The 24552-nt window shown below is 53.7% G+C and carries 17 protein-coding genes; 10 read left to right on the top strand and 7 right to left on the bottom strand.

Annotation, left to right across the window (positions count from 1 at the left end; translation table 11 throughout):
- Positions 1-92 precede the first annotated feature (92 nt).
- Positions 93-1697, bottom strand: a complete 1605-nt coding sequence (locus F1381_RS12740) for a M4 family metallopeptidase (protein ID WP_151735233.1) — start codon at positions 1695-1697, stop codon at positions 93-95.
- A 405-nt stretch (positions 1698-2102) separates the two neighbouring features.
- On the opposite strand from F1381_RS12740, the gene F1381_RS12735 reads away from it, so the two are divergent.
- From F1381_RS12735 to F1381_RS12720, 4 genes are all read left to right on the top strand, one after another.
- The gene (locus F1381_RS12735) at positions 2103-3242 is read left to right on the top strand and encodes an SGNH/GDSL hydrolase family protein (RefSeq protein ID WP_151735232.1); all 1140 of its coding nucleotides are present in this window, start codon (positions 2103-2105) and stop codon (positions 3240-3242) included.
- 161 nt (positions 3243-3403) lie between these two features.
- Positions 3404-4966 (top strand): DNA-binding protein, encoded by a 1563-nt coding sequence (locus F1381_RS12730; protein ID WP_425495265.1) that lies wholly within the window; start codon positions 3404-3406, stop codon positions 4964-4966.
- Positions 4967-5176: 210 nt separating this feature from the next.
- Positions 5177-5977 carry a class I SAM-dependent methyltransferase gene (locus F1381_RS12725; RefSeq protein ID WP_151735230.1) on the top strand — a complete coding sequence of 267 codons (801 nt, stop codon included), beginning with the start codon at positions 5177-5179 and terminating at the stop codon, positions 5975-5977.
- Positions 5978-6121: 144 nt separating this feature from the next.
- The gene (locus tag F1381_RS12720; protein WP_151735229.1) at positions 6122-7081 is read left to right on the top strand and encodes an acetylxylan esterase; all 960 of its coding nucleotides are present in this window, start codon (positions 6122-6124) and stop codon (positions 7079-7081) included.
- Positions 7082-7268: 187 nt separating this feature from the next.
- Here the strand turns inward: F1381_RS12720 and F1381_RS12715 are convergent, their stop codons facing one another.
- The 4 genes from F1381_RS12715 to F1381_RS12700 form a co-directional block, all read right to left on the bottom strand.
- Complete coding sequence (locus F1381_RS12715; RefSeq protein ID WP_246188007.1) at positions 7269-8744, bottom strand: glycoside hydrolase family 5 protein; 1476 nt, start codon at positions 8742-8744, stop codon at positions 7269-7271.
- A 528-nt stretch (positions 8745-9272) separates the two neighbouring features.
- Positions 9273-9704 (bottom strand): NUDIX hydrolase, encoded by a 432-nt coding sequence (locus tag F1381_RS12710; RefSeq protein WP_151735227.1) that lies wholly within the window; start codon positions 9702-9704, stop codon positions 9273-9275.
- A gap of 214 nt (positions 9705-9918) precedes the next feature.
- Positions 9919-11793, bottom strand: coding sequence for an LTA synthase family protein (locus F1381_RS12705; RefSeq protein WP_151735226.1), 1875 nt, complete (start codon positions 11791-11793; stop codon positions 9919-9921).
- A gap of 244 nt (positions 11794-12037) precedes the next feature.
- A complete protein-coding gene (locus F1381_RS12700; RefSeq protein ID WP_151735225.1) occupies positions 12038-13120 on the bottom strand; it encodes a nucleotidyltransferase domain-containing protein in 1083 nt (360 codons plus the stop codon).
- 169 nt (positions 13121-13289) lie between these two features.
- Here F1381_RS12700 and F1381_RS28250 point away from each other — a divergent pair, with 169 nt between their 5' ends.
- From F1381_RS28250 to F1381_RS12680, 5 genes are all read left to right on the top strand, one after another.
- Positions 13290-13442: a hypothetical protein gene (locus F1381_RS28250; protein ID WP_187355319.1), complete on the top strand. Its 153-nt coding sequence runs from the start codon at positions 13290-13292 to the stop codon at positions 13440-13442.
- A 127-nt stretch (positions 13443-13569) separates the two neighbouring features.
- Positions 13570-14874: an MFS transporter gene (locus F1381_RS12695; protein WP_151735224.1), complete on the top strand. Its 1305-nt coding sequence runs from the start codon at positions 13570-13572 to the stop codon at positions 14872-14874.
- Between the two features lie 213 nt (positions 14875-15087).
- Complete coding sequence (locus F1381_RS12690) at positions 15088-18246, top strand: GNAT family N-acetyltransferase (protein ID WP_151735223.1); 3159 nt, start codon at positions 15088-15090, stop codon at positions 18244-18246.
- Positions 18233-19108 (top strand): amidohydrolase family protein, encoded by an 876-nt coding sequence (locus F1381_RS12685; RefSeq protein WP_151735222.1) that lies wholly within the window; start codon positions 18233-18235, stop codon positions 19106-19108. Before F1381_RS12690 ends, F1381_RS12685 begins: the two co-directional genes overlap by 14 nt.
- A 243-nt stretch (positions 19109-19351) precedes the next feature.
- Entirely contained in the window at positions 19352-20908 is a 1557-nt protein-coding gene (locus F1381_RS12680) for an ABC-F family ATP-binding cassette domain-containing protein (protein WP_151735221.1), read from the top strand.
- A 382-nt stretch (positions 20909-21290) separates the two neighbouring features.
- Here the strand turns inward: F1381_RS12680 and F1381_RS12675 are convergent, their stop codons facing one another.
- Both F1381_RS12675 and F1381_RS12670 read right to left on the bottom strand, forming a co-directional pair.
- Positions 21291-22958, bottom strand: a complete 1668-nt coding sequence (locus F1381_RS12675) for an ABC transporter permease (protein WP_187355318.1) — start codon at positions 22956-22958, stop codon at positions 21291-21293.
- Entirely contained in the window at positions 22933-23835 is a 903-nt protein-coding gene (locus F1381_RS12670) for an ABC transporter ATP-binding protein (RefSeq protein WP_151735219.1), read from the bottom strand. Before F1381_RS12670 ends, F1381_RS12675 begins: the two co-directional genes overlap by 26 nt.
- 328 nt (positions 23836-24163) lie before the next feature.
- On the opposite strand from F1381_RS12670, the gene F1381_RS12665 reads away from it, so the two are divergent.
- Positions 24164-24364, top strand: coding sequence for a hypothetical protein (locus F1381_RS12665; RefSeq protein WP_151735218.1), 201 nt, complete (start codon positions 24164-24166; stop codon positions 24362-24364).
- Positions 24365-24552: the final 188 nt, after the last annotated feature.

The raw sequence follows: 24552 nt of genomic DNA, 5'->3' as shown, positions 1-24552 counted from the left end.
TGCGTATATATGACAGAACGCGTTCCCCGGCTTGCGGGGAACGCGTCTTTGTGCGGGCACAGGGTGAACCTGTGTTCAAGGTAAACCACTGTTTAGTTTACGCCAACGGCTGTATATGCTTTGGTGACGGCAGTGACCTGGGCGGAGCCGGCTCCGTACAGTTCAGTGGCTGATTGAATCACGGCCGCCCGTGCTGCAGAGAAGTTGGAAGAAGTAGTGAGATAGTTGACAAGGGCGTTGTAATAGATTTGCACCGCAGCATCGCGGCCGATACCTGTAATTGTCTGGCCGTTAAAGGTTCCGCCCTGTACGACCAGATAAAATGCCTTATTGTTGATTCCGCTGTTGGTATGCACGCCACCGTTGTCACTCGAGCCGGTGTAGCGGTTGGCGTATTTGTCAGGCTGGCCGTACAGCGTCGGATTGGCCAGGGAACGCAGGGCATCTCCCGCTACACCCGGTGTGTAAACGTCATCCCCGACCAGCCAGCTGTCGGCTTCAATCGAATTTCCGATGATATCGGAGAAGGATTCGTTCAGCGCTCCAGGCTCGCCGTAGTATTCGAGATTGGCGGTATATTCAGTCACTCCATGGGTCAGCTCATGACCGACGACATCGAGATCTCCTGAAAGCGGAGCGAAAGTTACGCCGTCCCCGTCACCGAAGACAATCTGAGTGCCGTTCCAGAAGGCGTTATTATACTTGGTATAGTAATGTACTGTGGATTTAATCTGCAATCCGTTGCCGTCCAGGCTGTTGCGGCCGAATTTGCTCAGGTAATAGTCATACACCCGCTCCGCATACGTATGGGCATCAACGGCAGCGCCGTCAGTCCATGTATTGTTGGTGCTGGTCAGCAGTGTGCCCGGTAGCGAGGTCTTATTCTTGGCGGTATAAGTGACGATGCCCTTGCCTCTGGTGCTGTCATAAAGCTGATAGGTAGAGCCGGATAACCGGGTCTGGAAGGTCTTCGTATCGCCGAATACCCCAGGGCCGGTTGCAGTCACGTCCTGCAGGATGTTGTACTTGAACAGCACGCTGCCGTCCTCGGCAGAGATGAAGTAGCGAATGCGCAGTGGCAGGGGTTCCAGCACGTTGACTTCTGTTTTGTAGGCCAATCTAGGGACATCATCCTGGACAAAATAATACAGATCCGCACTTGGAGTCACCTGCGGCTCGCCCAGTGCGCCATATTCCAGGGTAGCGTCTGCCGTGGCGACAGCAATCGCATCCGTTCCGGACAGCAGGCTGATCTTGGCGAACGTCTGCGGAAGGTTCTGGTATACATCCTGGACGACGCTGCCCAGCAGGGAGGTCACGTTGCCGTTCTTGTCCACATGCAGGGTCTGGTCCGCACCGTATACCGGGACACCGCCGATCGTCTGGGACAGCCGGTAATGCTTGGTGCCGGTGACGCTGTTGGTCTTTTGCTCCTTGATTTGGAACTGGCTGCGGATATCGTCCTGGTCGCTGACGCTAAGCTTTCCTTTGACACTGTCCAGATAAGACCAGACAGCCTCCTCTGAACCTGCACCTACCGGCGCTTTCCAGGACTGGCCTGTGATGGAGATAGGGGCAGATTCGGTGAACAATTCACTTGGACCGCCGACGTCATCAATTTCAGCCGCAGTTCCTATGGAAGCGAACGAACCAAAAGCCAAAATGCCTGCAAGAAGTGAAGCCGCTTTTCTTTTCATAATTAATATTCCTCCGATCAAAATAGTTGGTATTAAGCGTGTAATCTCTTGTAGGTTTGGACTCTGACTGAGCCTGAGAAGCAATCTGCGGTGGTGGCAGTGACGGCAGGACAACGGTCTACCTGGATTCAAGAGGCAGTGGAAGGCATCACTCCCTTCAATAAAATGGATAATAATGTATAAACCATCTATTAATTTGCTATTCTACTATCATTGTTTTATTTTGTGAAGATAGATTCGGAAAAAATGTAAATAAATACTATATAAATATGATCTTTTAGTGAATTCTTCCATGGTATGGAATAAGAGATTTAAGAGAAAAGTAAAGGGTCCGCTTTCATTTTTCGGAACGGGTGTTGGTATAATGAGAGAGCTGGAGATTAATCAGGAGGAGATGGAGATAATATGGAGCTAAATCAGCAATTGCAGACGTATGCGCTCTCAGAGATTGAGCTGCTGAAGATTCACGGCAGAACGGCTGGCAGCCTGGATCCCTTGACGTTGTTCTGGACGGGAAGTGCGCTTGAAATGAACGTTACCGGCAGTGAACTGTGGGTTGAGATAGAGGCGGATTATGAGCTTTACGAGCCTTGGATCAGCATTCTGGTAAACTCAGCTCCCGTAAGCAGAGTTATGGTGACCGCGGGGAGGTACTGGCTCTGCATCTTCCGCGGGATGAACCCGGCAGCAGTGAAGAATATCCGCATTGTCAAAGATGTGCAGGCCATGAGCGCCGATCCCGCATGTTCACTGCAGCTGCACGCCGTTAAGGCGGACGGAGAATTCAAGCCGGTGGGGGATAAGCCGTACAAAATCGAATTTATCGGCGACAGCATCACTTCCGGTGAAGGGGCTATCGGCTCCGTTCACGAGGAGGATTGGATTCCGATGTGGTTCAGCGCGATACATAATTATACAGCTATGACAGCGGAAGCTCTGGACGCCGATTACCGGGTCATTTCGCAAAGCGGCTGGGGCGTGCTGACAAGCTGGGACAATAATCCGCACGGCAATATCCCTGGCGGTTACGGAAAGGTGTGCGGTCTGCTCACCGGTGCGAAGAATGAAGCTTTGGGCGCTCAGAAGGACAATGATTTTACTGCCTGGCAGCCCGATGCGGTGGTGGTCAATCTGGGAACCAATGACGGAGGAGCCTTCTATTCGCCGGGGTGGAAGGACGAAGCCACCGGAAAGACGTACAAGCAGCGGCTGAATGCGGACGGTTCCTTTCATGAACAGGATCTGGCGGCCTTTGAAGAGGCAGCGGTGCGGTTTCTGCGTCAGCTTAGACAGTACAACCGCAAGGCGCATATCATCTGGGCCTATGGCATGCTGGGCATTCCGATGCTGCCGGCGATCCGCCGGGCGGCTCAGGCTTACACTAAAGAAACCGGCGACAGGAAGGTCACGGTGTTCCAGCTTCCTGATATGACACCGGAGACGGCGGGCGCCAGAAGTCATCCGGGCCTGGAAGCACACCGGCAGACGGCCCGGGAGCTGGCCGGATATATCCGGGGGATCATAGGAAGCGGCGCATCTTTATAGCTTAATAAGTAAAATAATAGGCATTCTGCCTTCCGGATTGTAATGCGTGCATAAAAAAAATCAGCGTCTAGTAAAAAATAGTAAAACGCTATATTCTTCCAAATGTTTCTGTGTTATTCTTTGCTCAGCTTAGCTGACCAATTCATAGAAAGAGTGGAGGAATGAACATGGCTTATCGCTCATATCCGTTACGTACAATCTGGTGGAGCTTGGGGATTGCGGCAATGCTGATCACCTCAATCGGATTACCGCCGGCGCAGGTCAGTGCGGAGGGGCCGGCCGATCCGGCGCCCAGCATCACACCGTCTGTCCCGAACGGCAAGAAGATTCTGTTCGACAACACCCATGCGCAAACCTCCGGGGCGGCGGATTGGGTCATCGACGGTGCTTTCTCGGATTTCGCGAACGGGCTGGCTTCCGCCGGCTATTATGTTAAAGAGCTGCGCAAGAGTACACCCATAACTTTGGCTGATCTGAATGGCTATGACGTCTTTATTCTTCCGGAAGCGAATATTCCGTACAAGACCTCGGAGCAGTCTGCGCTGCTGAGCTATGTCCAGTCCGGCGGCAGTCTCTTCTTCATCAGCGACCATTACAATGCCGACCGGAACAAGAACCGCTGGGACGCTTCGGAGGTGTTCAACGGCTACCGCCGGGGAGCCTGGTCGAATCCGGCACTGGGGATGAGCAGCGAGGAGGCCGGTTCCGGCGCAATGTCCGGTGTGGCCAGCTCCGATTGGCTTGCGGCGAATTTTGGCGTACGCTTCCGTTACAATGCCATTGGGGATGTTACGGCTAATACTGTCGTCACCCCGGCGCAGACCTTTAACATTACCAGCGGCGTATCGTCCGTAGCTGTGCATGCCGGTTCGACTCTGGCGATTACGAACCCGGCGAAGGCAAAGGGAATTGTCTATTTGCCTGCGACGTCGGCTGCCTGGGCCAACGCCGTGGACCAGGGCGTATATAACGGCGGCGGAGTAGCGGAAGGCCCTTATGTGGCTATTGCCAAGGTAGGCGCCGGAAAGGCGGGCTTCATCGGCGATTCCTCCCCCGTTGAGGATGCCACACCGAAGTACAAGCGGGAAGAAACCGGTGGCACCAAAACGACATACGACGGCTATGAAGAAGCAGATGATGCCACGCTGCTGCTGAATCTGGTCAACTGGCTGGCCGTCCAGGAGAGCTATACCTCGCTATCCGCCGTTTCCGGACTGACGCTGGATACCGCCACTGCCCTCTTCAGCTGGGAAACGCCGGCCAGCTCCGCCGAACCGCAGCCGGAGCCCTGGGCTGCACCGGCAAGCGGCTACAAGTGGTATGATCCGTCCACCTTCAAGACCGGCTCCTACGGCGCCGCGGTGACTCCGGGGCCGTTTACCTTCATTCATCAGACTACGCTGCCGAACCAATATGAATTTAGCGTGCAGGTTATTGTCACCGGTCTAGCGGCCGGCCAGACGACCTCCGGCTACAGCCTGGGCGTCTACACTTCATCGGGCACACAGGTGGCCAAGGTTCGGAACAGCGACGGTTCCTGGCCGTCCGCTTACGGCTACAGTTCGAGCTTTGCCCTGACGGCCAATGCCGGCGGCGTTGCTTCCAAGGTGCTTACGGTTAAGCTGAATCCGAGCGTTACCGGCGCCGCCAGCATGCGCTTGCGGCTGAACAGCACTGCGAAATATACCGAGGCAGTGACAATCGGCAATGTGCCGGTGGAATGAGCCCAACCTATTTATCCGCAAAGACATAGGCCGGTAAAGAAGTTTTCTGTCAGTCCGTGCTACAGTTGAAGGGCATCTCATATCTTTAACAATTGAAAGGATGATCACCATGACATATCTGAAATGGAACTCTGCCGGAGAGGCCGCGCTATTATCGGCATAGGGGGCAAACCATCCGTGTCAGCCTCCTGAACAAATGGAGGGAACAAGTTGAACCGGGATTACGATAACCAAATTTATTACAAGAAGCATTGGTACGCAGAAATTTACGAGCAGCAGGAGAATCAGACGGATGATGTGGAGTTCATCCTCAAGGCGTTTGGCGGGCAGCGGCTGAAGGTACTGGAAGTGTGCTGCGGCGGGGGACGGATTGCTGTTCCGCTGGCTGAAGCAGGACATCAGGTAACCGGGTTTGATGCGGACGAAGAGATGCTTAAGCGGCTCTGTGCCCGTGCCAAGACTTTGGACAACCTGGCCTGTTATCAGGCCGATGCCGTTCAGGCCGATTGGGGCAGCGGATTTGAAGCGGTCATTCTGGCAGGGAATATCATGATTAACATTGAGACGGAGATGGACTACAGGGAGGCGCAGAGGTTATTTCTGCGGAAAGCGGCAGCCTGTCTCGTACCGGGCGGGATGCTGCTGCTCGATTTCAATCTGTTCGCCGATCCGGTCAGCGCGTTTACCCGCCGAGGAGAGCGCGTCCAGTTCGAAGGTACGGACAGCCTCGGCACATACGGACGGCTGACCGGTCTGGATTCGGTATACGATCCTGATTCACAGGTCGTGTCGGGTAGAAGCCGGACAGAAATGCAGTTTATCAACGGCGAGCGATACGAAGCGGAGCGTTCCTGGAGCAAGCATATTCCGACGCTTGTCCAGGTGGAAGGCTGGCTGGAGGATGCCGGGTTCAAAGTGCTTACGGTATATGGTGATTATGCAGACAACCCGGTCAGCAACGGGACGTATCGGGCTGTAATCCTGGCCCGTCGCGGACAGGCAGAGGCATAGCAGATCACAAGAGATGTCAGGTCATGCGCTGAACCCCGCTGGAATATGCGTTGTCTCTGATCCGGATTCCTGATATGGTAGGAATGCTGAGGCCGTCTGTGCGAGCAGACGGCAAATAATACATATTGTGGAGTGATTACGAAGATGCCGATGTTAGATATGCCGTTAAATGAACTGAAAGCCTATCCGGGCCGTAATCCGCGGCCGGCGGATTACGATGCTTACTGGGAAGCCGCGCTGGAGGAGATGAGAGCAACCGACCCTCAGGTGGAGCTGATTCCGTCAGATTTCCAGGCGCCGTATGCGGAGTGCTTTGATTTATATTTCACCGGTGTGCGGGGGGCGCGGATTCATGCCAAATACATCCGTCCAAAGAACGCGGATACTCCCCATCCGGCGGTGCTGCAATTTCACGGCTACAGCGGCGATTCGGGAGACTGGCAGGACAAGCTTCAGTATGCTGCGCTTGGCTTCTCCTATGCCGCGCTGGATGTGCGGGGACAGGGCGGGCTGTCGGAGGACAGCGGCGGCCATAAAGGCAATACGTTTCAGGGACATTTCATCCGCGGCCTGGACGATGCGGCAGACAATCTGCTGATGCGCCACGTATTTCTCGATACGGCACAGCTGGCTTCCATTGTGATGGGATTCGCTGAGGTGGACGAGAACCGCGTAGGTGCAACTGGTTGGTCTCAGGGCGGTGCGCTGACGATAGCCTGCGCGGCGCTGGAACCGCGTATTAAACGGGCGGCAACGGTGTACCCGTTCCTGAGCGACTACAAGCGGGTGTGGGAGATGGATTTGGCGAAGGATGCTTATGCGGAGCTGCGGGATTATTTCCGGCACTTTGATCCGCAGCATAAGCGGCAAGAGGAAATCTTTACGAAGCTGGGCTATGTCGATATTCAGCATCTGGCTCCGCGGATCCGTGCCGAGGTGCTGTACGGCGTCGGTTTGATGGACAGTATCTGCCCGCCGTCTACGCAATTCGCTGCCGTCAACAAGATTGAATCGCCGGTGCAGACAGAGATTTATCCGGACTTCGGGCACGAAGGGCTACCGGGGCTGCCGGACCGGATTTTCCAGTTCCTGAGTGAGCTGTAAACGAACTCATCACATCGTTCTATTCGAAGAGGCTGTCCCCAAAGCTATGAAATGGCTGCTTGGGACAGCCTGCACATTCGTCAAGCTTCTTGCCAACGCGTCCCGAAAAGAGCCAGAGGAGCCGGAAGTCCCGGCTCCTCTGGCATTTCTCAGGTGGCAGTACATCGTGCGGCGGCTGATGAAGTGTCTATTGTACGGTTATGCTGTCCACATAAATGGCGGATTGCCCGCTGCTGCCGGCGGAGCCTCGGAATTCCACCCCGATCTCTTTGACATCGGTGAGGCTTTGGATCGCGCCCAGGGACAGCGTCAATGTGGTGCCGCCCGAGGCGTTGATTGGCGTTGCTCCGCTGTCATACCAAGTCCATCCGGAGCCGGTCTTCACGTACAGCTTGGCTGTAAGTCCGCTGCCGAAGCTGCCCCAGCTCGCATGCTTAACCGCTGCTTGCAGCGTGCTTTTGCCGGATAGATTATGGTTGGCTGTTAAGAACAGGCTATGAGCCGAGTTGGCGGATAGCTGGATATCCGCTTTCAAAGCAGCTGCACCTGTGGATTTCCATTCGCCAGTGGTCCAGGGTCCGCCGGAAATGCCGCTTCCTGACCAGCTTTGCGTACCCGCCTCGAAATCATACAGCGTCGTTGCCGTACCACCAGAACCGTTACCCGGATTCGAGCCTCCCCCGCCGAAGACGCCGGATAATACGGAAGTCGCTTTGATTCCATTGCTGCCGTTCACGACGGCGTTACCGAAGGTAGTCAGTGAGCTGCCTGCCCAATCATTGGTCATATCCAGATAAGCCAGGTCGCTGCTGTTACCCTTCCAGGACCAGGCCAGCCAGCCGACGGCCTTCTCCTTGGAATAACTCATAATGGTGGATTCGTCCACGTCACCGTTTGTGTGCTGCCCGCCGAATTCACCGATGACCAGCGCCAGATTCTTGTTCAATACGCCGTCGATATTGGCTTTGACAGTTGACGCATTCCCGCCGGCATATTCGTACATATGAATCGAGAACATCGTGTTCTTGAGCGTGTCTGCATTTAGCACCTCCGGGCCATAATTGATGACGGAAGCGGGATACTGCCCCCAGCCTGCCGAATCCACCATCAGTGTATGCGTGAGCCCGGCATTCCGCAGCTTCGGTATTGCCTGCTTATAACCGCTGGCCCAGGTTGCCCCGTCCCAGGTGCCATACCATTCGTTGGCGATATTGATGATGACACGGTCTTCTTTGCCGATCAATGCGCTTTTAATACTGATCCAGTAATTCACAGCAGCGTCCAAATCGGTAAGACTGTCACTGCCGGTGGCGTCATGCACTTCCAGGACGGCGATTAATTTGTTCTGCTCGCAGAGGCTGATGATATTCTTGACGGCATTCACATCATCCAAGGACCATTTCTTGCCGTTGGCGAGCACAATCCGGACCGTATTGGCTCCAGTCTTGGCGATGGCAGGGATGGCTGCAGCCAGCTGATCCTTATACCAGGTGTGAGCGTGGTTCACACCGCGCATCACGAACGCTTTTCCCGTAGCATCCATCAGTTTGGTTCCGCTTACATAAAAACCGCTTGCGGCTTGTGCCCTGTCCGGAACCCACCCAACCGCCGAGAACGCCAGGAAGAACACTGCCAATACCATCGACCACTTGCGTAATTTCACCAAATACCACCCCATCTTGATTAGTTTTATGTAAACCCCTGTCCTCCGGAATTTGCGTGCGTCCACCTCCTTATACTACCGGGAAGATCAGGGGAAACATATATGTTTGCGCTTTCAAATAATGTTATTATATTAGCATTTAGTTAGGGTGAGGAAGTATGATTATTTTATACAATTTTAGCGTTTAGTACATATTTTGGAATGAAACAAAGAGATTACGGATGGGATAGCCGGAAATTCGGGGGAAGGGGGGCTAAAAAATAAATATAATGAAGAAAAGTTATTATTTGTTAGCTTATTTGTTTGTTGGTTCAGGGACAGATGTTACATGTAGTCTTCTGAAAATGCCATAAAGGGCCAATCGTGGAGATCGCACCGGGTTATTAGAAGGGTTGTCCGTTTGTGTCGTAGGAATAACAACTTAAGAGGGAGGAGGAACTGGGAGAAGTTCGTCTATTGAATCAATTCGACAAGAGATCTTTAGGTATTCAAAGCTTTTTAATAAATGAACTTCAATCTGCTCTACTGTTAAGCGGGAAGAGTTTCATCGGTCAGAAAAATACTTTGGTTCATTTTCACTTGTTCAACCATATGACCAATATTACCTTCACCTGCAAATAAAGTCATGTCAAAAAAATCCTGATTCAAATCTGACCAATATAATTCATTCTCATCACCTGAAACCTCTACATCACACTTCAACCTGCCGGTGTAAACTTCAATATAGATCTGCTGTAAGTAGTATTTGAAATCCATTAGGTGATGCAAGGTAATATTATCTTTTGAAATGCTCGTTTCCTCCAAAAGCTCCCTGTAAGCTGCTTCCGTTCCAGATTCACCAAGCTCGATTTTACCGCCAACCAGATTGCTTAATCCTTTGTAAGGATTCTTTAGCCGTTTGCACAGTAGGATGTGATCCAAATTTCTATTGAATATCATTAGAACATTATATCCTTGCATGCTCTGGACTCCTTTAGGATTAGATTTAAAAAATACAATATTCGATATTTTCACTAGATTAGCCGTCTTTCCGAAACCTTTGGCTGCATAGGAATTGAGAATAGCAGCCCAGTATCTTAACAGAACAGCCAGTCCGCCTCCTTGGGAGGTCTGGACCGGCTTGTCGAAATGACTATCGTCTCAGGTGGGCAATAGAAGACTCAATGATTGCAGCTTACTCTTCCGGCACTTCCCGGTCCGGCAATTGCGTCACATAGCTGTCGGAGAGCCGGAGCAGCTCCAGGGCGTTGTTGAATTCGTCTTCGGTGGACTGCAGCGGACCATCGCCGTCGCCGGACAGGGTGTAATGCTGGCCGTCCTCGAAGCCGCTGCCTGACAGGAACAGCTCTTCGTTGTTGACGAAGGAGCCTGTCGGCAGATAGTAGCGCTGCGGCAGCAGATTATACGCTGTCTGATTTAGCAGGTCCTGACCGAAATGAATGTGGTTGTCCAGCGATACACCCAGCAGGTTGGCGACCGTCGGCAGAATGTCGACCTGTCCGCCCAATTGATTCTGCACGCTGGGCGCCTTCGCGCCGGCGGAGGCAATCATCAGCGGGATGTTGATCAGATCCCGTTCCGTATACTCATGCCCCAGGATTTCCTCCAGCAGCACCTTGTCGTCATCCTTCAGCGAGAAGATCGGAAGGCCACGGTGATCGCCGTACAGCACAACCAGGCTGTTGTCCCATACGCCGTTCGCTTTGAGTTCGGCAACGAATTGCCCCAGCGCATAATCGGCGTAATTCTGGGCCCGGATGTAGTTGCCGACGAAGGTGCCTTCATACCTTTCCGGCAAGGTCATCTGGTATTTACTTTCCGGAATGGTGAACGGGTTATGGGCCGACATGGAGATGACGTGAGAATAGAAGGGGCTGGCTGCCGCATCCATCCGGGCCAGTTCGGCGGCCGTCTTGCTGTACAGCACTTCATCGGAAGCGCCATAGAATACAGTGTCCTCTTCGCCAAAATAGGCTTTATCGTAGAACTGGTTGAAGCCAACCGCCTTGTAGAGCTCGCCGCGGTTCCAGAAATCGACTTCGTTCGTGTGGAACGTGGCGGTGTCGTAGCCCTCGGCCTCCAGCAGCTTCGGCAAGCTTGGAAGTTCTTTGCCGGCGTAAATATCGGTAGCCGGACCGTCCGGCGGAACATAGAAGGACGTGTTAACAATAAACTCCGCATCGGAAGTATTGCCTTGGCCGACCTGCTGGAAGAAGCGCGGGAAATACATGCTGCTGTCTGCGAGCTTATTCAGATTCGGTGTAATCTCCTTGCCGTCGATCGACAGATGCAGCAGGAAGTTCTGAAAGGACTCCATCTGGATAATCACTAGATTCTTGCCCTTGGCACTGCCGAACAAAACAGGACTGCTCTGGGTCTGAATGCCTTTGGTGTCATCAATAAGCGATTGCGTAATTTCAGAGAACTCAACCGGCTCTTCCTCATCATCCGCAAGCAGAGCGTAAGCCTCGTAGTTCAGGATACCCATCTGTTCGGCCTGGACAGTCTCGTTCATACTGGCCTTGTTCGGGAAGATGTTCATCATACAGATGGCCAGGGAGATACAGAACAGGGCGGCGACCACTCTGCGGTTGCTTGGGCGGGACATTGCTTTCTTCCAGCCAAGCGCTTTCTTGCGGCTCACCATCACCAGGCTCATGATGACAATATCTACAAACAGCAGCAGATAAGAGGGATGCACGACGGCGAAAATACTCTTTTTCACGGCACCGACCTGCTTCGCTTGACCGATCACCTGCGAGGTTGCGATAATGCCAAAGTGGTTGTGGTAGATGATCAGGGAGAAGAACAAAATTGTAATTAACAGATTAACAAGCATGTAAATATGAATCTTCCGCTTCGGGGCGAACCACTCGATTAGGCAGAAGATTATGAGCACAAAAGGAATCTCCTTCAGCCACGTGCTCCAGGTGGGTCCGTCTTCAAACAGGTAGTACCAGGCAAAATAACTTTTCACCAGCATAATAACCGAAAAAAACAGTATCGCGGCTCCTCTCTTACCGAGAGTCCGTACATCGTTTAACCCCATTTTGTATGCGCATCCTTTTCTCTATTTTTCTCTATTGAATTCATTTATTCTATTACAATCCGGCTTCCAGAATCAACTACATAAGATTACCCCTGATTCCTGCAAATAGCACCTCCCCTGGAGACCTAAATATAGTATGAAAATCGGTTCATAGATTCTCCTGTCATGCGTGCATTTGCGCAAGAATAGGCCGATCCCTTACAGGATCAGCCTAATCTTGAATTTATTTACCGCTTAAGCGCCTTTAGCATCCCATATATGCACAATATAATTCTTCAAAAGAATCATAGCGCTCAACCTCACGGCCAACCTTCTTGTACTCCTCCAGGTATTCGTCCATAATTTCCATAAACCTGTCCCGGAAGGATTCCAGGTGTTCGGCGGAAAAATGCTTCATGACATCGAAACGCGGGGTTCCTTTGTATAACAGCATCTCATCCAGAAACTCTTGCCCGTTTACGGCGGTAAGAAAGGCATAGGATTTGTCTTTGGTCCGTGTACTGTTGATGACTTTGTTACGCAGATTGCACCACAGCTCTTCATAAGTGCCCTTCAGATTGTCATAGGTGGGGACAGGATGCTCTACCAGTTCGGAATCCATCTGAGCATAAAGGGTGACGGCACCCTTCAACAATGCCAGCGCAGCGCTTCGGATCTCATCGACCGACCGGGCATTTACGATGTCCATATAAGTCTTTTCAAATCCATCCGGCACAAAGGTCAGCGGCCGCAGCTCTTCGAGATACCGTCTGTAGCCGTGCTGAAAGCAGTTGTTGTTCAGGCAGTTTATGGCGTTCATCACCTCAAAAGATAGCTTTCCTGCCGCGTAGCGAACGGGGCCGATATCATCCGCCAGCATGGCATCCACATAAAACTGTTTAGCGTTGTTGATGTAGGGCAGGGCTCTTTCCAAAGAGGCGGGGCCCACCGGTTTGGCCAATTCGTCCAGGGCCTGCCGCTGATAGGCCTGCAGCTTTTCCAAATCCTCCGGCTTGGCGCTGTAGAGAATCTTCATGTTCGTCAGACAAGATACCATCGGACTTTCAAGCCGCGATTGCGGTTCAATGCGCGTATCCCAGGGCGTACAGTAAATATCGTAACCTACATCCTCCAGAATAAAGCCGGCGGAGATGTTCCAGCCGTTGCCGGTGTTGTTGATGATGATCAAATCAAGATCGCTTTTCTCATGAAAATCACCGGTGGCGAAAGAGCCGCTTAGCCCGATAATGGCAATATCCTCCGGAAAATCACGTTTGGCCCGCTCGATGACCATAGCGATCAGCCGCTCATTCTTCTCATTCAGCTGCTTCAATAGGGTTTCCTGCATAACCATTCCCTCCCTGTTAACTTAGCATTATGATATACCGCATTGGATTGCTGCGCACACCTAATATAGCTTTGTTATAAAAGGATTTAAAGGCAATGAATGTTTACTATAAGTTTGCGGCATATGCCTGCGCAGGAATCGTTTAAGAAAAGAAAGGAGATGCATGGCGATGTTAATCATTTTTTTATTGCTAATTATTTTTATTGGGATTTTAGCCATCGAAGGCGGGATCCGCAAGAAGCTGAAGAACGACGAAGCCATTATTGCCCGGCTCGACCTCATCATCAACGAGCTGCAGAAGACCAGCCGCGATCAGCACTGACTGAGCCTCCTGTTTACGCGCACCGGGCAATTTTTACAAACTTCGCGAAGTGTCTGTTACTTCAAGTCTTATACTGCCTGTATGGAATTTCCGGTTAGAGAGCGAATTCATACAGGAGGCTAAGCTTATGCGCAATACATACTCGAAAGAAGAACAGAGCTGGATGATGTACGACTGGGGTCATTCGGCGTATTCCATCGTTATATCAACGGCAGTCTTTCCGCTCTTCTACAAAGCGGCGGCCGAGGGGGCCGGCGTCAGCAGCACGGATTCAACGGCCTATCTGGGCTATGCAGTGGCGATTTCAACGTTTATTCTGGCCATGCTGGGACCGATTCTCGGCACGATAGCCGATTATCAGGGGTTTAAGAAGAGCTTCTTCGCCTTTTTCAGCCTGCTCGGCGTCTGCGCTACTGCGCTGCTTACCTTTATCCCCGGGGACAATTGGCAGCTGCTGCTCGTCGGGTATATGCTCATTGCTATCGGGTCCGCAGGCTCGAATGTGTTCTATGACGCCTTTCTCGTGGATGTGACCGACGATTCGCGGATGAACAAGGTGTCCGCCCGCGGCTTTGCCACCGGGTATATCGGCAGCACGATCCCGTTTCTGATCAGCATCGCGGTCCTTCTGCTGGCCCAGCAGGAGGTGCTGCCGGTCTCCGTCACGGCGGCGAGCCGGATCGCCTTCTTCACTACGGCCGTATGGTGGGGAATATTCACCCTCCCGATGCTCCGCAATGTGCGCCAGACGCACTATATACAGCGCGAGCCGCGGATGGTTGCCAACAGCTTCAGGAGCCTCCTCGAAACCATGAAGCAGATCAGGCAGCACCGTGCGATCTTCCTGTTCCTGCTGGCGTACTTCTTCTATATTGACGGCGTTGGGACGATCATCACCATGTCCACCGCTTACGGGACGGATCTGGGCATCGGCTCGACGGATCTGCTCATTATTCTGTTCGTGACCCAGGTGGTCGCCGCTCCGTTTGCCATCCTTTACGGACGTCTGGCCGACCGGTTCTCGGGCAAAACCATGCTGTACGCCGGCATTTGCGTGTACATCATCGTATGTATCTACGCTTACTTCATGAAGTCCGCATTCGACTTTTGGGTGCTGGCCATGCTGGTGGCCACCTCGCAAGGCGGGATACAGGCGCTGAGCCGGGCCTACTTCGCGCGGCTCGTGCCGAAAGAGAATGCGAACCGCTTCTTCGGGTTCTATAACATCTTCGACAAGTTCGCCTCGATCCTGGGACCGCTGCTGGTCGGGTTAACGGCCCAGCTCACCGGCAATACCAGCGCTGGCGTCTTCAGTCTGGTCATCCTGTTCATCGCCGGCCTCGCCATTCTGCTGCAGGTGCCGGAGCCGGAGGGCGCACCGAAGCCCGGCAGAATAGGTGCGTCTGCAGGAGAATCCGGCATCCTGAACTAGCTTGAACCAGTCTGCCACGGCAGGGGAGAGAACAGCGGCGGCAAGGGAATTACCGGGTCCTTGTTCCCCGCTGTTTTTAGGTTATGTTCAGTTTAAAAAGATTGTTCCCTCGCCGGGGCTTCCAGTAAATAGTACAATAAGAACTTATAGGGCTGTGATTGCTGCGCCCGTCAGCACGAATGGGCTTCGAATATCCATAAAGGAGATGAACTTATGACATCCAATACTACTGCGGATCTGATCCGTATTGTCGAATATGATCCATCCTACGCCGGAGCGGTCGCCGAGATGTGGAACCGCAGCCAGGCCAGCTGGGGCGGCGGCACCAGCCAGCAAACGGAGGACAGCGTGCGCCGGGAGATGGAGACGACCTCCAATCTTCATGTGTTTCTTGCCGTGGACGGCCGGGAGGTGGTCGGTTTCTGCAGCTTTGCCCACTACCGTCAGGATGAAGGGGCGTTATACGTACCGCTGCTGAATGTCCGGCCTGATTATCACGGCCGGAAGGTCGGCCGCAACCTCATCCTCCACGCCGTCCGTACAACCATCGAAGCGGGCTGGCCGCGGCTTGATCTGTTCACCTGGGCAGGCAATACAAAGGCCGTACCGATGTACAAGAAATGCGGCTTCTTCTGGGAAAAAAACGACAGTTACGTCCACCTGATGAACTTCGTTCCCACAGTGCTGCAGACCGAGGCGCTGTCTGCTTATTTCACGGAGCTGGACTGGTATGAGGACAGCACCCGTGAACTGCTCCAAGAGCCGGACGGCCGCCGGGAGCGGGGCTTTGACTTCTTCGATTACACCTGGCTCAAGGGAGAGCTTGCCCTGCGGGCAGAATTCGAGAAGAGCGGCCGCGGATTAACTGCGCTGGACACGCCGGATTATGAAATCACGACCGAAATCGACGAACATGACCTGGTATTCGGCTCTTCCTATAAAGTCCGGTACCGCATTGTAAACCGTTCGGCAGCCGAGCTGCCGATTGAAATTAAAGCCGGGAACGACAAGAATATCCGCTTTGAGCTGGCCGCCACCCATACGCTTGTTCCAGGCGAAACCTGGCTCGTTGAAGGCGAGTTCACGCTTGATCCGGTCCTGGAGGAGCAGAACGACAAGAAGACCCATCCGGTCGTAAAGAGCAGCTGGCTGATCGGCGGCAAACGGGCGGAATTCCGCATCGGTGTCGCCCCGAAATTTCCGCTCAAGATGGATATGGTGCTTCCGGCACAGCAGCTGCATCCTGGCCTTCCGGCTGAGCTGCATTTAAATGTGGAGAATAACTTTGCTGCGGATGCGGAGTTTAGGTTTGAACTGCCGGAGGCAGAGTTCCTGGAATGGGCTGACCGTGCAGTAAGCATCAAGCTTCCGGCTAAGGGCAAAGCTTCTGTCCCGCTGTCTTTCATACTGCGGGCCTATGGCCTGTACTCCCGCGAGGCAGAAGTAACTGCTGTACGGTCCGGAGAGAAGCCGGTAACCTTCGCCGTTAAGCTGTCCAGCCTGATGAAGGGGCTGCACGGCCGCTTCGGCGGGCAGCACGGGGACCAATGGGTCGCCGTGAACGGCGCGTATTCGCTGCATATGAGTAAGCTCGACAACGGGATGTGGATCGAATCCCCTGGCTCGAACCACAGCTTCTGGTGGGCTTTCCCGCGGCTGGGCAAGCCGTTTGCCGAGGAATTCTCCAAGAAGCGGGCCAAGGACGTGCAGATTTACCCCGAAGGGGAGGATCAGATGCTGGCGGCCCTTTATGAATCGGAGGCTTTTCCGGGGCTTACGGTCAAGACTGTAGTCAAGCTTTCGGCAAACGGGCTGGCCGAATTTTACCATGAGGTCTGCAATGACGGTGCATTTGCAGCGGAAGACGTCTATGTAATGGCAAATTTCGGCTTCTTCGGCAGCCGGCTCATCCTGCCTTACCAGGATCGTGTTGTGGATATGGGCGACGGATATGCCGGTTATCCCGATTCCTGGGACAGCGGCAATATCACCGAGAATTGGCTGTTCAGTCATAAGGGCAGCCATACCTGCGGGATTTGCTGGGACCCTTCGCTGAAGCTGCTGCGGCCGGAGTATACGCTCGGACTGGAGCATCCGCTCGGGGGGATTGCCGCCGGAGAAACGGTGCGGACTAAGCATGTGACGGTTGCCCTCCATACCTTCCGCAAGTGGTCGGATTTCCGTGCCTTTGCCCGGAAGCGGCGGGACGAAGTGGTGCCGGTTCTGGATGACCATCTGGAGCTGACCCTGAATGGAGGCAATCCGTTCGCGGCCGGGCCGGTAAAGGTGGAGCTGAATGAACGGAAGATGACTCCGCTGGCTGGCAACATTGAATTCTATCTGCAGAGCGGCAGTGAGCCGGAGCGGCCTGCGGGGGAGCTGACACTGGCGAGAGAGCAGGATTTGTATACAGCCGGCGTAGAGATCACAGGCGGGGATACGCTATCCGGCGGTGCTGGACAGAGAATCCGGGCCGTGTATAATGGGGAGGACCGCCTGCAGGAACGGGCCGCGCTCTGGTTGCCGCAGCAGGATACAGCTGTGGATTACCGGAAGGACGAAGGCCCAGCCGGCAAGATCTATACAGTAAGCAACGGGGTACTCTCGATTGCGGCTTCTCCCGGTTTTGGAGCTGCCGTGTATTCACTGAAATACCTGGGCGAAGAATGGCTGGACAGCTCCTTTCCGGAGCCAGGACCGCGGTCGTGGTGGAATCCTTGGCTCGGCGGACTTGGCGTAACTGTTCCCGGCCTGGGCGGATTCAGCCGCCAGCAGGAGCCGCAGAGTGCAGCCTTCGTCAGGAAGGCAGATGCTTTCGGCAATGTCTGGCAGGGGCTGCAGCTCACCCTTTCAGTTGAGAATAATGAAGCAAATCAAGGAATTACCGTCCGCCAGCATTATCTGATGCTGCCCGGCGTGCCCGTGCTCTGTGTACTGCATTCGGTGGCTAATCTGAGTGGCAAGGCCTTGCCGCATTACTCGCTGCTCTCGGACAGCTATCTCCGGCCGTCCCCGGTTTATTCGGAAGGCTGGATGGAGCTTCCGCAGGAAGGCAGATTTCCGATCGGTACGGTTGAGACCGAGCTGGAGCCGGAAGGCATGATGCGGGCCGGAGCAGTCTGCCGTAAGGATGTACTGCATGCGGTGAACCATTACCCGAACCAGCAGGCTTCGGTATATGTGAACAATAAAGTATTCGAGCACAGTATTGATCACCGGCTGTCCCTCCGGCACGGAGAGACCGTCTGGACACAGCCGTCCTTCCTGATCTTAGGGGAGCTGAACCTTAGTCTGGAGGATGTGCGCGAGCTTCTGAAGCTGACTTTTGATCAGACGATGGCAGAGAAGGAGGATGCACATGCCGATCATTGATATCCATATTCACCTGTCGGACATCGACAGCTTCCATCGTACAGCGGCGAATCTGTCCAAGGTGGATTACAGCGCTGCCGGTCTGAAGGCGGAGTTTGATAAGAACGATGTTGTCCTGGGCATCGGAATGGGCGTGACGGAGCAGAGTAAAGGGGCCTTCCCCGACTCGGCTTCCCCCAATCCGATGGGCCTGGACCTTGAAGAGACCGTCCCGCCGTTCCTTATGGAATGCGTCGGCATCAATCCGAACAGGCTCTCGGGAATTGGGGCAACGGCCGAGCTTGACCGGATTGAGGCCCGGCTGCAGGCGCCGGAGGTTGCGGGAATCAAGCTGTATGCCGGCTATTACCATCATTTTGTTTATGATGCGATTTATGGGCCGGTGTATGAGCTGGCCGCCAAATACGGCTTGCCGGTGGTCATTCATACAGGCGATACGTATTCGATGAACGGCCTGCTCAAGTATTCGCATCCGCTGACCGTCGACGAACTGGCCCTTCAGCAGCGCGGGGTGAACTTTATGATCTGCCACCTGGGCGATCCGTGGGTGATGGACGCGGCTGAAGTGGTGGCCAAGAATCCGAACGTGTATGCCGATCTCTCCGGTCTGGTCGTCGGCGACCGGCCGCATTTCGAGCGGTTCATAAATGAGCCGCTGTTCATGGACCATTTCCGCCGGGCGCTGGTCTATTCCGACCACTACGAGAAAATGCTGTTCGGCACCGACTGGCCGCTGGCGCCGATTGACCTGTACGCCGAATTCGTCCGCCGGCTCGTTCCCGAGCAGCATCACGGGAAGGTGTTCTATGAGAACGCCTTCGGACTGTTCCCGCGCATCCGGGAGCGGATCGCGGCGCTGTGAGCTTGAGATGCCGCCAGTAATGGCGCACGGCGATACAAGCATGGAACGACAAGCCATTCCCGCAGAAGCAGGGGATGGCTTGTTGTTTGCTTCGGAAGGGGGCTTCCCCGCAGAGATTAGGGTGTTGGCCGCATTAAACTCTCTGTTAATTCTTTTGCATACTTTCTGAAACTTGTGGAGTTGTGAAGCATTAACCTTTATAATATGACAAGGATAATGAATAAAGGAGAAGTTGTTAAATCCATGAGTATATTAAATGTTGAACGTTTGAGTCACGGTTTTGGCGACCGTGCGATATTTACGGATGTATCCTTCCGCCTGCTGAAGGGCGAGCATATCGGCCTGATCGGTGCGAACGGCGAAGGGAAATCCACCTTCATGAACATTATTACCGGCAAGCTGCAGCCGGATGAGGGCAAGGTCGAATGGTCGAAGCGCGTGCGTACCGGTTATCTGGACCAGCATGCGGTACTGACCAAGGGCCAGACAATCCGTGATGTGCTGCGCGGCGCGTTCCAGTATCTGTTCGATATGGAACAGGAAATGAATGACATGTATGGCCGGATGGGCGACGTGACCCCGGAAGAGCTGGAGCAGCTGCTGGAGGATGTCGGCACGATTCAGGATACGCTGACCAGTCAGGACTTCTATATGATCGATGCCAAAATCGATGAAACCGCCCGCGGATTGGGCCTCACCGATATCGGTCTGGACAAGGATGTCCATGATCTCAGCGGCGGGCAGCGCACCAAGGTGCTGCTGGCCAAGCTCCTGCTGGAGAAGCCTGACATTCTGCTCCTGGACGAACCTACCAACTATCTTGATGAGCAGCATATCGTCTGGCTGAAGCGTTATCTGCAGGAATATGAGAATGCGTTCATTCTGATCTCGCATGACATTCCGTTCCTGAACAGCGTCATCAATCTGATCTACCATATGGAGAATCAGGCGCTGACCCGCTATGTGGGCGATTATGACTACTTCCAGCAGGTCTATGAAGCGAAGAAGCAGCAGCTGGAATCTGCGTATAAGCGCCAGCAGCAGGAGATTGCCGACCTGAAGGATTTCGTTGCGCGGAATAAAGCCAGTGTAGCTACGCGGAATATGGCGATGTCCCGCCAGAAGAAGCTGGATAAGATGGATGTGATCGAGCTCGCCAAGGAGAAGCCGAAGCCGCAGTTCAACTTCAAGGATGCGCGCACTTCCGGCAAGCTGGTCTTCGAGACCAAAGATCTTGTCATCGGCTATGATTCGCCGCTGTCCCGTCCGCTGAACCTCCGGATGGAGCGCGGGCAGAAGATTGCCCTTGTCGGTGCGAACGGCATCGGGAAGACGACGCTGCTGCGCAGCATACTCGGCCAAATCCCGGCGATCTCCGGCGACGTCAAGCTCGGGGACCTGCTGGAAATCGGCTATTTCGAGCAGGAAATGAAGGAAGCGAACTATAACACCTGTATTGAAGAGATCTGGAACGAGTTCCCTTCGTACAACCAGTTCGAAATCCGCGCCGCGCTGGCCAAATGCGGTCTGACAACGAAGCATATTGAGAGCAAGATTGCCGTCCTCAGCGGCGGCGAGAAAGCCAAGGTACGCCTCTGCAAGCTGATCAACCGTGAGACCAACCTGCTCGTACTCGACGAACCTACGAACCACTTGGACGTCGATGCGAAGGAAGAGCTGGCCCGTGCGCTGAAAGCCTACAAGGGCAGCATCCTGCTGATCTCCCACGAACCGGAATTCTACCGTGAAGTTGTGACGGAAGTATGGAACTGCGAAGAGTGGACGACAAAGGTATTCTAATCAAGCCCGGCCGTACGGCTGGAGTTTAATTAAGACCCGCAAGGGCGGAGGCTTGAACACAAGCAGCCTGTCTTGCGGGTCTTTATGTTGTAGTTATGGAATCCTGCCTGTAACTCTGTATATAGATTGCTTCTCCTCCTGCATCCCGCTCTTAACGGACACAGCTACACTTATCTTTAAGTATTTCGGGAATAGGCGGCTGTAACGGACATGAATGCACTTATTGGAGACGGGAAGAGCCTATTTGCACTGATGGAGTATAAATAGATGCATCTGTGTCCGTTAGCCCGGCAACATAAGGGTTTTTCCTGAAAATAGCTTCAATATGGTCCGTTGGCGGTAGTCGCCCGCTGTCTCACCTGTATTGTTAATAGTTCTATATTTAGATGCTCCGTGTCATCCGCTTTCTCCCCATATACGCCAATCCCAACAATCCACAGCTGACCAAGAAATAAATCAGACTCAGCAGCCATGGATGTATCCCTATACCGCTGGCCCAGCTTGTTCCATCCGCCGATTCCATCACCATAAAGTCGAGATAGGGCACTTTGTTCACCGGGCCCAGGTACCAAATCAGCATATACAGTACCTCGAAAGCGCGGCTGGTTCTGGTAAGCACCCCGGTGGCAAGCGCAAGGCTGGGAATCAGCAGGGCGGCAGACAGCCAATGACCCGCACCCGCCGCATCTCCCTCCAGCAGCAGCCGGATTAGAATGCCGCTTCCTGTAAGACAGGTTAACATGAACCCTGAACACCAAACTGCCGCAAGCTGCCGGGATACAAAACGCGGGCTTGAAGCGATGAGGTAGGTAGTCTGGTAGCGGTATTCGCGCGAGCCCATCCCGGACCAGAGCGCCAGCGGCCAAATCCAGGTCAACGGCCAGATCAGCCGGCTCATTGAGGCGCTTAAGGGCAGGTTCAAGCCAAGCAGAAGCAGGAGTCCGGCGCCAACATACCATTTGGGGGCAGTCCCTTTCATCATGAGCCGCCACTCGGATGAGACCATTATCAGAAAAGCGTTCCAGGCCGTGGCGGGTGCCAATACAACTGCAATATCTGGAGGAGCCTCTCCGCTGGTATCCGCCTCATTCCCTTCATCCTTCCCGGCTTCAACCGCATCGGCAGCGGCTGCTCGGGCGCCTTGCTCCGCCGGTTCAGCAGTTCCTTCGTTCTGCTCCACACCTGAATCTTCCCCGTGCAGCGGTTCCTGAAAGCGGCGGAACAATAAAGCAGCGGCCAATATAGGCGCGACAGCCCACAGGAACAAGCTCAGCTGCCGGCGGACCAATGTCCAAGTCCAATGCATACCCTGCCATTCAAAAACTTCTACAGGGCCATCGCCGGCGGTGATGATGCCGACTCCGAAAGGCCCTGGAAGGTCCGGATGAAGCGCTGAGAGGGCAGCGCTGATCTGATCTGTAATGATACTGGTCCCGAATGGAGAGCTGTTTGAGAGCGACAAAGAAAAAAACGAGATATACATCACGAAAAAGATCACATTGCCGAATGCGCCTCTTAAAGGCTTACAGGCTTCAAACCATATCGAGAGGGCCGATACCAGGGCCAGGATAGGCAGTGTCAGGAACAGGGACGGAGCGATCAAGGGCCACGGCTCAACTGTAGAAGCTTCCCCGCGTATCCACTGCATGATGGCGGCCATCACAATCACAACAGCCAAGATCATGGACAATACGGCAAAATTACTCGAGAATTTCCCCAGCAAATAGCGGAGCCTGCTGACCGGGGAAGCGGCGATAATCTGTCCGAAGCCCGATTGTTCATCGCGCTGCAGACTGTTCTTGACCAGATAGAAGCCAAACAGCGTAAGGAACAATGTGGTAGATATAGCGATGGATGCGCCAACCCAGGCAGAGTTGTAAATACCGCGGTACCCGCCGACGCTAAGGGTGCGGTAGCCGCTGTCCGCAGGCGGGAGAAAAAAGTAGGCGGCCATAACCGTTACTCCCAGCGTAATTAGGAACGTGAACTGCCTGGTCCGTTCCAGCAGATCGGCCCGCGCGATATTATAGATGGTGCGGATAGGGTTCAATGAACGCTTCCTCCCGGGCGGATAATATGTATAAATAGGCATCTTCCAGACTTGGATGGACTTGGGTGGATCCGGGCAGCGGAGGATGGTCAGACACAACCCGCAGCTGCAGCCCGTCCATCCGGCGGACGGTGGAGCTGATAGTCCAGTTGCGGCGGGCTTCCTGCAGCTCATGATCTGCAATGACCACAGACCACACCTTTCCTTGAACCGTGTGCAACAGTTCTGCAGGAGTGGAATGGTTCAGCAGCCGGCCATTGGCCAGAAGCGCAAGCTGATCGGCAGTGGCTTCGACATCCGAGACAATGTGTGTGGATAAAATAATAATTCGTTCCCCGGATAAATCCGTCAACAGGTTGCGGAAGCGCACGCGTTCTTCGGGATCCAGCCCGACGGTAGGCTCGTCGAGGATCAGCAGCCGCGGATCATTGAGCAGCGCCTGGGCAATCCCGATCCGCTGGCGCATCCCGCCGGAGAAGCTGCCGATTGGCCGCTTGATTACATCATGCAGATTCACAAGCTCCAGGAGTTCCATCATCTGCGGCCGGAGCTTCTTGCTGTGGAGGCCCTTCAAAGCGGCGGCGTACTGGAGAAATTCAAGCGGATTCAGATGAGGGTATACCCCGAAATCCTGCGGGAGGTATCCCAGGCACCGGCGCAATGCATCAGGCTTCTTGCGGATATCTGTTCCATCCCAGATTACGGCTCCGGAAGTAGGCTGTGCGATCGTAGCGAGTATCCGCATCAGCGTAGACTTGCCGGCCCCGTTAGGGCCAAGCAATCCCACAATACCCGGCTTCAGCTGCAGGCAGATCTCATGCAGCGCCCAGGCGTCACGGATGTATTGCTTACTGACTTGCTTTATTTCCAGCAGCATTTACATATCTCCTTAGGGATCAATAAGAGTAGAATGAAGAGTAAATAAATCCTAGTTCATTATATTTATTACATTCTGTTCTGTCTGTTAAGGATGGTACATTTACAAACATGATATTTAGTTACATCAAAAGCATAGGCAAGGTGGTCTAGCAGAGCATATCTCCGGGAAAAAAAGCCCCCCAAGCGGGGGACCGGAGCCCTGAACAAATCACAGCGAGCTGCAGCAGGCTGAAACTGTATGTGGATATGGATACCTGCAAGATGATGCAACCGGCAGAGCTGAGGCGGAGACGATGATGAGGATTAAAGAGTAAGAGTATGCAGAATTGCTTGTCTGGATTCAGGAGTGGAAGTTCAATCTCTCGATGGCGGACGAAGTGCTGATCTTTGCTGCGCTGCTGCTGATCCCGTCCATTGCCGCCCTGTTTCGCGTGCTGGCGGAAGTCGATTCCGTCACAACCTGGCTGGGCTGCGGGCTGCTCGCTGTCACGATTCCCGTATATATCATACTGGCCATTATAGTTTAGCGACGGCTGCGTTAAGACTGGCCGCGAAGCCGATAATTGCCCTCTCCCAGTAATGTTCTCGGCATGGTTTGTGGTTGTGGGACTGAACCGAATTCCCGCTGAAATCAGTTTTGCCTGCACCATTCGGACTGACAATGGCATTATTGCTGTTGTAAGGCGCATGGAACGAAACATTTCAGATAATTTCC

Source organism: Paenibacillus tengchongensis, assembly GCF_008973665.1.
Classification (GTDB): domain Bacteria; phylum Bacillota; class Bacilli; order Paenibacillales; family Paenibacillaceae; genus Paenibacillus_AQ; species Paenibacillus_AQ tengchongensis.
This window is presented reverse-complemented; position numbering and strand designations above follow the sequence as displayed.